The organism is Ruegeria sp. CH6 (assembly GCF_056537005.1).
The window spans coordinates 312,709-325,396 of the sequence record NZ_JBQFQS010000001.1 but is presented as its reverse complement, the minus strand read 5'-3'; the positions used below and the strand labels follow the sequence as shown (position 1 = coordinate 325,396).

The following is a 12,688-nucleotide window of genomic DNA, read 5'->3' as shown; positions in this document are numbered from 1 at the left end:
GCCCGCCCAACCCCCGAAGTGAGGACAAGCTATGCGGGCCTTGATTCAAAGAATCACTCAGGCATCAGTTTCAGTGGATGAGGAAGTCATCGGACGGTCAGGCACCGGGCTGCTGATCCTTGTATGCGCGATGCAGGAAGACGATGAGACAAAGGCAGGACAGCTCGCCGCGAAAATCTCCAAGCTCCGCATTTTCAAGGACGACAACGGCAAAATGAACCGGTCGATACTTGATATCAACGGTTCCGCATTGGTGATCAGTCAGTTCACATTGGCGGCAGATACCTCCCGGGGAAATCGACCGGGCTTCGCCACGGCCGCCCCGCCTGAAACCGGCAAATATCTTTACGAAACATTCGCTCGGCAACTGGCCGCCCTCGGCGTGCCTGTCGAGACCGGGGAGTTTGGTGCCGATATGGCAGTAGAACTGGTCAATGACGGGCCAGTGACAATCTGGATGGAAAGTTAATGACACAAGCAACGCAAGCCGTAGAGATCTGGAAGGCCGGTGTCGCGGCTGTCGACGGATACAATGCGACCCAAAAGGCCTTGGGTTCAGTACCAAAGCCCGATCGCATTCTGGCTGTTGGCAAACCCGCTGCGGCAATGGCCAGCGCTGCATTGGATCACTTTGGACAGGTCCCAACCTTGGTCGTCACCAAGGATGGACATGCTGACGATCTGCCTTCGCACGTCCAGTTGATTGAAGCATCCCATCCTGTGCCCGACGCACGGAGCCTTACCGGAGGTCGTGCACTGCGCGAAGCCGTTGAGGCGATGGGTCAGGAAGAGCACTTGCTGTTACTCGTCTCAGGAGGGGCTTCGTCGTTGGCCGAAGATCTGGTCCCGGGCAAAACCCTTGATGATCTTGCGGCGCTGAATAAGGATCTGTTGTCCAAAGGCTTAGACATTCACGCGATGAATGCTGAAAGGCGCAAAATATCGCAGATCAAGGGAAGCGGCCTGCTGTCACTTTTCTCTGGCAAACGGGTCACTGTTCTGGCGATATCTGATGTTCCGGGCGACGACTTGAATGTGATCGGCTCCGGGATCGGAGCCCTGCCCGATACATCTGCATTTCAGGCAACCGCATCCATTATCGCCTCAAACGCCCATGCTCGGGCCGATGCGGCAGAGGCTGCACAAAAAGCTGGCTACGCGGTTCATCTGAACGAAGAAGCACTACACGACGACTATTTGGCAATTGCCGCCAAGATTGGCGCGCAAATTCGCAATATGGAACCCGGTGCCATGATCTTTGGCGGCGAACCAACAGTCACGTTGCCAGACAAACCGGGACGTGGTGGTCGCAATCAAGCGTTGGGGCTGGCGCTGGCCCGTGAGATTGCGGGCTGCGAGGGCATTACGGTCGTAATCGGAGGAACGGATGGCACCGATGGCCCGACCTCTGCTGCAGGCGCAATGATCGATGGCACCACATGGGCTGAGGGTGCTGAGAGCGCCCTGAACCGCGCGGACAGCGGGAGCTTTCTGGATCAGGCTGGCGCCCTGTTGGTGACAGGTCCGACCGGCACCAATGTTATGGACCTCATTGTCGCTATAAGAGGTTAGATTGACGTTTTTACCCTTCAAGAACATGGCAAACAACCCGAGACTGAACAAATGACGCGCGCACCGAATTCGCTCTGCGACATAGAAGAAATCCCTGACTTAGGTATCCGGCTTTCCGATGGTTGCCGCTTGTCAGCTCGTGTCTGGCGGCCAACCGATGCTGAACAGTCCCCTGTTCCCGCCATTCTTGAGTATCTGCCCTATCGAAAGCGTGATGGCACGACAGCGCGAGATGCGCTTACTCATCCCTGGTTTGCCAAACGTGGTTATGCCTGTATCCGCGTTGACATGCGTGGCAATGGCGACAGCGAAGGGCTGATGGAAGACGAGTACACCCAGCAGGAGCTGGATGATGCTGTCGAGGTCATCGAGTGGCTGTCACAACAACCCTGGTGCAGTGGATCCATCGGCATGATGGGAATCAGCTGGGGCGGCTTTAACGCATTGCAAGTGGCAGCGATGCACCCCGACCCGCTCAAGGCTATTATTACACTCTGCTCAACGGCAGATCGGTACGCGGATGACATCCACTACAAGGGTGGATGTCTTTTGAACGAAAACCTCGGCTGGGGGGCCACCATGTGGTCCTATTCCTCACGTGCACCCGATCCGGAGCTTCGGTCGAACTGGCGCGAACTTTGGCTGGACCGTCTTGAGAATGAACCGTTCCTGCCCTCCGTCTGGTTGCGGCATCAGGCACGTGATGAGTACTGGCAGCATGGATCAGTCTGCGAAGATTTTTCGGCGATCCAGGCGGCAACGCTTGCCGTTGGTGGCTGGGGTGATGCGTACAAGAACACTGTTCCGCTGCTGGTTGAGCAGTTGGAAGCCCCAGCAAAGGGGATCGTTGGCCCTTGGGTGCATAAATATCCACACTTTGCAGTACCCGAACCAAGGATTGGGTTCCTGCAGGAAGCACTTCGTTGGTGGGACCATTGGCTGAAAGGTCTGGACACCGGAGTGGCTGATGATCCGGATTACCGAGCCTACCTGATGGATGGCGTACGCCCTGCCCGCTGGTATGCAGAGCGCCCCGGTCGCTGGGTGGCCGAAACATCGGGTGCAACGTCTCATCTGCCAACGGTGACCATGTCTCTCACAGATGCCGGGTTAGGCAATAGTGGTTCGTTGAGTGCACGCATTCGCTCACCTCACCATTGCGGTATGGATGGCGGAGAGTATTGCGCCATCTGGCTGGGCCCGGATCTGCCGGGCGACCAGCGGGCTGATGATTCTTTGTCAGCCTGCTTTGACAGCTCGCCGTTAGACAATGACATGGACATCGTCGGCGCGCCGCGTATCCGCCTCAAGGTCAGTTCAGACAAGGCGCAAGCGCAAATTGCGGTGCGGTTGAACCATGTCCATCCTGATGGGGCGTCGACAAGAATCACCTACGGTGTATTGAATCTGTCCCATCGTGACAGCCATTCCGACCCGGCCTCGCTCACCTCGGGCGCGATATATGAAATTGAACTGGATCTGGATCAGATCGCTTATCGAGTTCCAAAGGGGCACCGTCTGCGCGTCGCCGTTTCAAGTGCCTACTGGCCACTGATATGGCCATCACCAGAGACAGCAGAGCTGCACCTGACCGAAGGCGAGATCACAATTCCGCGACGAGAAACGGCAATATCGGACGAATGTGCCTTTCCACCACCGGATGCCGAAGAGCCCTGGAAGATCAAAACACTTCGTGCTTCTGCCAATTCACGCCGCGTGGAAACCGATATGAACACTGGAGAAGTCAAACTCATTATCGAGGATGACTTTGGACTGGTTGAAGATTGCGATCATGGCTTGGTCAGTGGTGGATCTGCTCAAGAAATCTGGACGATTCACCCGGATGACCCTCTTTCCGCACGAGGTGCCTGTGATTGGACTCAGGAACAGAAACGCGGCAATCTAAGCCTGAAAACCAATACCAGCTGCGAAATGTGGTCCGACACCGAGAATTTTCATCTTCGTGCAACAATAAATGCCTTTGAAAATGATGTGTTGGTGTTTTCGACAACCAAGGAGGACACCGTAGCACGTAAGCTGATGTAATTTCCGGCGACCAAAAGGCAGGACATTAAACCTTGCCCGGTCGGCCGAAATACGCCAACGTTGACTCACGCGTCAATAAAAAGCCCGCCAAGGGCATAAACACTATCAACTGGGAGATCCTTGGATGAAAGAACAACTCACTCACATGACTGGTCAGGTCACGGCAGGTAAAATGACCCGCCGCGAATTCATGGGTAAGGCCGCCGCGCTCGGCGTTTCCGCTGCCATGGCCAGCACAATGTTTGCCGACGCCGCGCGTGCGGCGGGCCCGAAAAAGGGCGGCGACCTGAAACTGGGTCTGCAAGGCGGTGAGTCGACCAACTCGCTGGACCCGGCGACTTATGCAAGCTCGGTTCCATACATGAACGGCCGCCACTTCGGCGACACGCTGGTCGAAGTTGCTCCGGACGGAACCATCGAAGCACGTCTGGCCGAAAGCGTAGAAGGCAGCGCCGACGCGAAGGTCTGGACCTTCAAGCTGCGTGACGGTGTCGAATTCCACAACGGCAAAACCATGACCAGCGAAGACGTGCTGAAAACCATGGAACGCCACTCGAACGAAGACTCCAAGTCCGGTGCCCTGGGCATCATGAAGGGCATCGAGTCGATGAAGGCCGATGGCAACAACTTCCAGGTCACGTTGACCGAGCCGAACGCCGACCTGCCCTATCTGATGGCTGACTATCACCTGATCATTCAGCCTGATGGTGGCATGGACAACCCTGCTGCGGGTATCGGCACAGGCCCATACAAGCTGGAAGTTGATGAGCCAGGTGTACGTCACCTGTTCAGCAAGTTCGAAAACCATTGGAGCGACTACGGTCACTTCGACAGCGTTGAGAACGTTGTGATCAACGACACCACGGCACGTACTGCAGCTCTGCAGTCCGGTCAGGTTCAGATGGCCAACCGTATTGAACCAAAAGTTGCTGATCTGCTTTCGCGCGCACCGACACTGACCGTGCAGTCCACACCGGGCCGTGGTCACTATGTGTTCATCATGCACTGCGATACCGCACCGTTCGACAACAACGAACTGCGTACCGCTCTGAAATACGCCATCAACCGTGAAGAGATGGTTGAGAAGATTCTGCGCGGCTATGGTTCGGTCGGAAACGACATGCCCATCAACGCGGCCTACCCGCTGTTTGATGAGACGATCCCGCAGCGCGAGTTCAGCATCGAGAAAGCGGCAGAGCACTACAAAAAATCCGGCCACGACGGGTCGCCGATCATCCTGCGCACCGCAGACGGCGCATTCCCGGGTGCGGTGGATGCTGCAGCCCTGTTCCAGCAGACCGCTGCTCAGGCCGGCATTCCGCTGGAAATCGAGCGTGAGCCTAACGACGGTTACTGGTCCGAAGTCTGGAACGTTCAGCCGTTCTGTGCATCGTACTGGGGTGGCCGCCCGGTTCAGGACCAGATGTACGCAACTGCCTATCTGTCGACAGCCGACTGGAACGACACTCGTTTCAAAGTCAAAGAATTCGACGACATGCTGTTCGCTGCACGCGCCGAACTGGATTCCGACAAGCGCAAAGGCATCTACTCTCAGATGGGTATGATGTTGCGTGACAACGGTGGTCTGATCTGCCCGATGTTCAATGACTTCGTCGATGCCGTCAGCAACCAGCTGGACGGATGGGACACCGATCCCAACGGCGAACTGATGAACGGTCAGGTTTCGCGTAAGATGTGGTTCGTCTGATACGGATCCTGACATATGCATCCAATCATCAAACTGGTGTTCCAGCGCTTAGCGCTGGGACTCCTGCTCTTGTTTGGCGCTTCGGCCCTGATTTTTGGCCTGACCGAAGCCCTTCCCGGAGACGCAGCGCAAGCCGTCCTGGGCCAGTCCGCAACCCCCGAAGCCCTGGCGAACCTACGCGAAGAAATGGGCCTCAATCGTCCCGCTCTGACGCGCTATTTTGAATGGCTGGGCGGAATCGTCCAGGGTGATCTGGGCCAATCCCTCACCAACAGACTGGACATTGCCGAATCCGTTGGCAGCCGTCTGGGCAACACTCTTTTCCTGGCATTCTGGGCCGCTATCGTATCGGTTCCATTGGCCATTTTCCTTGGTCTTCTGGCAGTACGCTATCGTAACCGCTGGCCTGACAAGCTGATCTCGGCAGTCACACTCACCACGATCTCGATCCCCGAATTTCTGATCGGCTATGTCCTGGTTTACTTCATCGCGGTGAAGCTGGGCATGTTTTCGCCTCTGGCTATGATCAACGACAGCATGTCGTTCGGACAGAAACTGAACGCGATCGCCCTGCCGGTCATCGTTCTGACCATGGTTGTTCTGGCGCATATGATGCGGATGACCCGCGCCGCGATCCTGAACGTGATGCAATCGGCTTATGTCGAAACTGCTGAACTCAAAGGTCTCAGCAATTTCAAGGTCATCTACCGTCACGCTTTCCCGAACGCGATTGCCCCGATCGTCAACGTCGTCATGCTGAACCTTGCCTATCTGGTGGTCGGCGTCGTCGTCGTGGAGGTGGTGTTCGTCTATCCCGGTATGGGACAGTACCTGGTGGACCACGTGACCAAACGTGATGTTCCGGTGGTTCTGGCCTGTGGTGTGATCTTTGCCGCCATCTATATCGGACTGAACATGATTGCAGACATCGTTGCCATTCTGGCCAACCCAAGGCTGAGGCATCCGAAATGAAGAACATACCTATCTCTGCAATGATCGGACTGGCGTTCACAGGCCTTTACTTCATCATCGCGGTATTTGCGCCTCTGCTGGCCCCTTACGGAATGGCCGAGGTTGTCGGCGATGTCTGGGAACCATCCAGTTCACAGTTCTGGCTGGGCACTGACAACATTGGACGCGATCTTCTCAGCCGTATGATCTACGGTGGACGCACAACGATCTTCATCGCCACGGCTGCAACGATCCTAAGCTTCGTTACAGGCTCGATCCTTGGCTTTCTGGCCGCGGTTCTGGGCGGTTGGGCCGATCAGGTCATGTCGCGGACGGTTGACTTGATCATGTCGATTCCGTCGCTGATTACCGCGCTGGTGGTTCTGGCGATGGTGCCGGTGACCATCCCGGTACTGATCGTCGTCATGGGCCTTCTGGACGCCACGCGCGTCTATCGTCTGGCCCGCGCGGTCGCGGTGGATATCGCGGTAATGGACTATGTCGAAGCCGCAAAACTGCGTGGCGAAGGTCAGACCTGGATCATCTTCCGTGAGATCCTGCCCAACGCACTGTCGCCTCTGGTGGCTGAGCTGGGCCTGCGGTTCATCTTCATGGTTCTGTTTGTCTCTACCCTGTCGTTCCTGGGTCTGGGCGTTCAGCCGCCGCTGGCCGACTGGGGCGGCATTGTGAAGGAGAACAAGGACGGCATCGTCTACGGCATTGGCGCGGCCCTCTACCCTGCTGTCGCCATCGCAACGTTGGCGATCTCGGTCAACCTTGTGGCTGACTGGATCCTGAACCGCACCACATCGCTGAAAGGAGGTCGGGGATGAGTGATACCCTTCTCAAGGTCCGTGACCTCAAAATCGGTGCGACCGTATATCCGCCGGGCGAAAAGCCCCATGACATCGAAATCGTGCACGGGGTCAGCTTTGACCTCGAGCGCGGCAAGGTGTTGGGACTGATCGGTGAATCCGGAGCCGGTAAATCCACCATCGGTCTGGCCTCGATGGCCTATGGCCGCGGTGGTGTGAAGATTACCGGCGGCGAAGTCTGGGTAAACGGCCGCGATATCATGAAGTCCTCTTTGGGGGATATTCGCAATCTGCGTGGCGGTGAGGTGACCTATGTCTCGCAATCCGCCGCGGCATCGTTCAACCCGGCCAAGAAGATCATGGATCAGGTTGTCGAAGCGGCCGTAGAGCACAAGAAATTCTCGCGCAAAGAGGCTGAAGCCCGCGCGCGGGAACTCTTTGCCAAGTTGGGCCTGCCTGATCCGGATAATATCGGTGATCGCTACCCGCACCAGGTTTCGGGTGGTCAGCTGCAGCGTTGCATGACAGCGCTGGCTCTGTGTCCAGAGCCTGATCTGGTTGTGTTCGATGAACCCACCACAGCGTTGGATGTGACCACTCAGATCGACGTTCTGATGGCGATCAAAGAGGCTATCGCTGATACTGGTGTTGCCGCGCTCTATATCACGCATGACCTCGCGGTCGTTGCGCAGGTGAGCGATGACATCATGGTTCTGCGGATGGGTAACACCGTCGAATACGGCCACACCGATCAGATCATCAACAACCCACAGGAAGAGTATACCAAGGCACTGGTCTCGGTTCGCTCGATCGAGCACGAAGAGAAGAAGCCGACGCCTGAACCGGTGTTGAGCGTTGACGGGATCACCGCGCGCTACAAAGGGCTGAACTTCGACGTGCTGCACAACGTCAATGTCGAGCTCCATCCAGGGCAGACGCTGGCGGTTGTGGGGGAATCCGGTTCGGGTAAATCAACGCTTGCACGGGTGATCACAGGGCTGCTGCCTCCACGCGATGGTGAGATCACCTTCGCGGGCCGCAAACTCTCACCCGATCTGGCTGGACGGACCCGCGAAGACCTGCGCGAGCTGCAGATGATCTACCAGATGGCTGACGTAGCGATGAATCCGCGTCAGACGGTTGGCACGATCATCGGTCGACCGCTGGAGTTCTATTTCGGTATGCGCGGCGCTGAGAAGCGTAAGCGGATTATCGAATTGCTGGATGAGATCGAACTGGGTGAAAAGTTCATGGACCGCTATCCAGCGGAACTGTCCGGTGGCCAGAAACAGCGTGTCTGTATTGCGCGATCACTGGCGGCGAAGCCAAAAATGATCATCTGCGACGAGGTCACCTCGGCGCTCGATCCGCTGGTGGCGGACGGTATTCTCAAGCTGCTGCTGGATCTGCAGAAGATCGAGGATGTCGCCTATCTGTTCATCACTCACGATCTCGCAACCGTCAAAGCAATCTCTGACTCGATTGCCGTGATGTATCAGGGCCGTGTGGTTCGCTATGGTTCCAAATCGCAGGTTCTGAGCCCGCCGTTTGACGACTATACTGACCTGCTGCTCAGCTCGGTTCCCGAGATGCATCTGGGCTGGCTGGAAGAGGTTGTTGCACATCGTAAGATGGAGAGCGCGGGGAACTGATCCCTACCCTCTCTGTAACAACCCGATGAAACTTTGAAATCCCGGCGCTTGCACTACAGACAAGCGTCGGGATTTTGCTATTCGGGGCGCGAACGGGCGACCCTGAGCAAGCGAATCCGCTAGGATCACCTGAATAGAAATACTGTCAAAAGGGTCATGAGATGGACCGTAAGCTGCTACTTATCATTCTGGACGGCGTACCATGGCGCAACTTTCGCCGTCTGTTCGGAAATCTTGAAGGCTGGGTCGACAGCGGTGAAGCACAGGTCTGGAAATTGCGGGCTGTTTTGCCATCAATTTCAGCCAGTTGTTATGCCTCGATTCATACGGGCGTTACGCCGCAGGAACATGGTTGCACCGGCAACGGTAACGTCTTCCGACTGGATCATAAGGACATCTTCAGCCAGGTGCGCGAAGCAGATGGCGTAACCGGCGCCGTGACCCACAGCTTCTGGTCGCAATTCTTCAACCGGCATCCGTTCGATTACGTCCGTGACATCGAGTATGATGAACCGGAAAGCAAAACCATCAATCACGGACGGTTTCACAGCATGACCGGCTATGGGAAAGCCAATCAGATGACGCCCTCGGATGTCGATCTGTTCGGAACTCTCACCAATCTTTGCCTGCGGTTCGGGTTGGATTATGGCATCCTGCACACTTGTACGCTGGATAGCATGGGACACCGCTTCTACCACGATTGCGAAGAAATGGATCATGCCTGCTTTGTCATGGACGAAATGCTGGCCCCGTTCATTCCGCGCTGGCGGCAGCTGGGCTACGAAGTGATCGTGACAGCCGATCATGGGCAAGATGAACGCGGCCATCATGGCGGGCGTGGTGCGCTGCAGCAGGAAACAGCACTCTACTACTTTGGAGACGCCAAGGGGCCTGATGCTGACTACGTGATTGACCAACTGCAGCTTGCGCCGACCATCCTGCAGCGCATGGGCGCACCTGTGGCCGACACAATGAAAGCCAAGTCTTTCCTGAGCTAAACACGACTTGAATCAATGATCAGGCTGCGTTTAACAGCCTGATCAGTCATAGTTCCAAAGCCCCTGCCCCAACGCTTCGATTGCGACCGAAATCCGCTCAAAACTGTCGGCGGCACGTTTCACGCTGGTCCGGGCCCTCAGGTAGCCATGGATCAGGCCCGGCTCATTGATCCAATGAGCTTGACCACCAGCCTCAACAATCTTGTTGCAATAATCAGGCCCGTCATCCCGCAAAGGATCACAATCGGCGGTCACTACGACGGTAGGAGGTAACTCAGAAAAATCCGTGTCGTGCAGAGGTGCAAAGGTCGGGTCATTCTCGGGCACATTCCCGTTGCAGCGCACCTTTTCGTAAAACAGGATTTCTTCCCGCGTTAGCAGTGGCGCGTGCGCGTGTTCTATATACGATCCCTTGCTTGGGTCTCCGCCAAGGCCGGGATAGATCAGAACTTGCCCGATGATACCTTCCAGTCGTCCGCGCGCGTAATGTGCAACTGCTGCGGCAAGGTTTCCGCCTGCGCTGTCACCTGCCAGAACAATGGGATCACCAAACTCTCCCATCGCCCAGTTGACGGCTGACCAGGCATCCTGAAACTGCGCAGGGTGCACATGCTCGGGGCATAGGCGATAGTCAACGGCCACGACTCGGTAACCAGTCTGAGAACAGATTTCAGCGCAGACATCATCATGGCTGTCTAATCCGCCGACTACAAAACCGCCGCCGTGAATATAGACGACGGTTCGCGTTGGTATCCCTGATGAATAGAGCCGAACCCCGACGCCATCAGCTGACAGATCCTGTGCTTCGACACCCGCGGGACGAGGTTGGCGAAAATCCCGGCACATCTCATCATAGACGCGGCGTTGATCTGTTATGGACAGATCAACAGCATCATCAGGATAGCTTTCAGCAGTGCGTCTTATGAACGCCCAAGTTTCCTCATCAATCAGACGTTCATAATCCATAGTCCCTCCCGGTCAGGCAGCCCACTCCCACGGCCGGGTGAACGATCCCAGCACTTTGCTGACATCGTCCTCGGACGAGCCGTTCGCGTCAAGCTGTGCGACGAGTCCACGCTTCTTATCGTCGATCACCGACACGACACGTGCAGATACACCTGCGGTCTCCAGCGCTCCGTTGTAGATACGCGTGATCGCCTGCTTGCGCAGTTCGGGTTTGAACACCTTACCAACCGCCGTTTTGGGCAGTTCAGAAAGAATCGTCATGTGCTTGGGCTGCGCGGCACGTTCGTGGACATGCACTTTGCAATACTCCATCAGCTCTTCTTCGGTGGCCGAGGCCCCCTCGACCAATTCGACAAAGGCACAGGGCACCTCGCCAGAATGCGCGTCGGGCTGACCAATAGCACCGGCGAAGGCAACCGCATCGTGACCCAGCAAGGCCTCTTCGATCTCAGCGGGGTCAATGTTGTGACCGCCACGGATAATCAGGTCCTTCGCACGTCCGGTAATCCAGAGGTATCCGTCTTCGTCAAAACGGCCCAGATCGCCCGTCCGCAGGTATTTGTCAAAGTGGTAGAGATTCGTGTTCTTGTCGGCTTCGGTATAGGTGTTGCCGGCATACACCCCAGGGTTCGAAATGCAGATTTCGCCGATCTGGTCAGTGCTGCATTCGGTGGGCCCGTCTGGTCCATCCTGCAGGATTTTGACATCCGTATATGGGAACGGAATACCGATTGAGCCGATCTTTTTCTCGCCATCCACAGGGTTGCACGAAACCAAACAGGTTGCTTCGGTCAGACCGTAGCCTTCGACAATCGTGACACCCGTGGCTTCCTCAAAACGGCGGAACAGTTCAACAGGCAACGGAGCAGAGCCCGAAAAGGCCGTTTTCACGCTGGAGATGTCAGCGTCAACCGGACGCTGCATCTTGGCCGAGATCGCTGTTGGAACGGTGATAATGAACGAGACTTTCCAGCGTTCGATCAGCTTCCAGAAATTGTCGAACACGCCATCGCCGCGATAACCGGCCGGTGTCGGGAAGATGACATGCGCGCCGGACGAAACGGCCGCCATGACGATGACATGCACAGCGAAGACGTGGAACATGGGCAGTGGGCACATGATCACGTCATTCTCGTCAAACAGCAGCGTATTGCCGAGCCAGCCGTTGTAGATCAGGCCAGAATACTTGTGCTGTGCCACCTTCGGCATGCCGGTGGTTCCACCGGTATGGAAATAGCATGCCACTCGATCTTCTTTACTGTCCTCGAAGGTCAGAGTGGTGGGTTGCTTGGCCAATTCCTGATTGAAGTTCTTGTAGTCCGCATGGGCCAGATGCTCTTTGTCGCCCATCTTGGGACGCAGGAACGGGACCAGCCAGGATTTCGGAGGCGTCAGGTATCGGTTCAGGTCAATTTCAAGGATGGTATTGACGTTTGGAGCGTGGCGCACCGCTTCCTCGACCTTTTGGGCCACATCGGTTTTGGGGAAAGACTTCAGCGTTACGACCACTTTGGCCTTGGTCTCACGCAGGATTGCCGCGATCTGCTCAGGCTCAAGCAACGGGTTGATCGGGTTCACGATGCCTGCGATCGCGCCACCCATCATAGTGACCAGCGTTTCATTACAGTTCGGCAAGACGTACGCCACGACATCCTTTTCCCCGACACCCAAGGAACGGAACAGGTTAGCGGCCTGATTTACTTTGCCCAGCAGATCGGACCAGGTCAGCGTCTCAGCTTTGTCCTTCGGTCCCGATAGCAACTGGAAGGAGATCGCCTTGTGGTTTGGAAATTTCTCTGCCGTTCGCGACAACAACTGATGAAAGGTCACGGGGACGTCTCTGTCCTCCCATGCCATTTCCTGCTCGATCCGCGCCTTGTCGTCCAACCCCACAAATGCCATGTGGTTCCTCCCCTTTTTTCTCCCATGTCGTGCACAGGCTATTGATGGCCCCCAAGATGGAAGCAAATTCAAGCCTGC

The 12,688-nt window shown here is 56.3% G+C and carries 10 protein-coding genes; 8 read left to right on the top strand and 2 right to left on the bottom strand.

From position 1 onward, the window contains the following. Positions 1 to 31 precede the first annotated feature (31 nt). The 8 genes from dtd (at position 32) to ACR0CW_RS01635 (ending at position 9,742) form a co-directional block, all read left to right on the top strand. Positions 32 to 469, top strand: a complete 438-nt coding sequence (dtd, locus tag ACR0CW_RS01670; protein WP_480786602.1) for a D-aminoacyl-tRNA deacylase — start codon at positions 32 to 34, stop codon at positions 467 to 469. Continuing rightward, complete coding sequence (locus ACR0CW_RS01665) at positions 469 to 1,572, top strand: glycerate kinase type-2 family protein (RefSeq protein ID WP_480786601.1); 1,104 nt, start codon at positions 469 to 471, stop codon at positions 1,570 to 1,572. The genes dtd and ACR0CW_RS01665 overlap by 1 nt, the downstream gene beginning before the upstream one ends. A 51-nt stretch (positions 1,573 to 1,623) precedes the next feature. Further along, a complete protein-coding gene (locus ACR0CW_RS01660) occupies positions 1,624 to 3,618 on the top strand; it encodes a CocE/NonD family hydrolase (RefSeq protein WP_480786600.1) in 1,995 nt (664 codons plus the stop codon). Between the two features lie 124 nt (positions 3,619 to 3,742). Then, entirely contained in the window at positions 3,743 to 5,326 is a 1,584-nt protein-coding gene (locus ACR0CW_RS01655; protein ID WP_155145404.1) for an ABC transporter substrate-binding protein, read from the top strand. Between the two features lie 15 nt (positions 5,327 to 5,341). Beyond that, positions 5,342 to 6,298, top strand: a complete 957-nt coding sequence (locus ACR0CW_RS01650) for an ABC transporter permease (RefSeq protein WP_155145406.1) — start codon at positions 5,342 to 5,344, stop codon at positions 6,296 to 6,298. Continuing rightward, complete coding sequence (locus tag ACR0CW_RS01645; protein ID WP_155145408.1) at positions 6,295 to 7,110, top strand: ABC transporter permease; 816 nt, start codon at positions 6,295 to 6,297, stop codon at positions 7,108 to 7,110. Before ACR0CW_RS01650 ends, ACR0CW_RS01645 begins: the two co-directional genes overlap by 4 nt. Beyond that, a complete protein-coding gene (locus tag ACR0CW_RS01640; RefSeq protein WP_155145409.1) occupies positions 7,107 to 8,744 on the top strand; it encodes an ABC transporter ATP-binding protein in 1,638 nt (545 codons plus the stop codon). The genes ACR0CW_RS01645 and ACR0CW_RS01640 overlap by 4 nt, the downstream gene beginning before the upstream one ends. Before the next feature lie 161 nt (positions 8,745 to 8,905). Continuing rightward, positions 8,906 to 9,742, top strand: coding sequence for an alkaline phosphatase family protein (locus ACR0CW_RS01635; protein WP_480786599.1), 837 nt, complete (start codon positions 8,906 to 8,908; stop codon positions 9,740 to 9,742). A 42-nt stretch (positions 9,743 to 9,784) separates the two neighbouring features. Here the strand turns inward: ACR0CW_RS01635 and ACR0CW_RS01630 are convergent, their stop codons facing one another. Beyond that, positions 9,785 to 10,708 carry an alpha/beta hydrolase gene (locus ACR0CW_RS01630; protein ID WP_480786598.1) on the bottom strand — a complete coding sequence of 308 codons (924 nt, stop codon included), beginning with the start codon at positions 10,706 to 10,708 and terminating at the stop codon, positions 9,785 to 9,787. A gap of 12 nt (positions 10,709 to 10,720) precedes the next feature. Continuing rightward, positions 10,721 to 12,610 carry an acyl-CoA synthetase gene (locus ACR0CW_RS01625; protein ID WP_155145415.1) on the bottom strand — a complete coding sequence of 630 codons (1,890 nt, stop codon included), beginning with the start codon at positions 12,608 to 12,610 and terminating at the stop codon, positions 10,721 to 10,723. Positions 12,611 to 12,688: the final 78 nt, after the last annotated feature.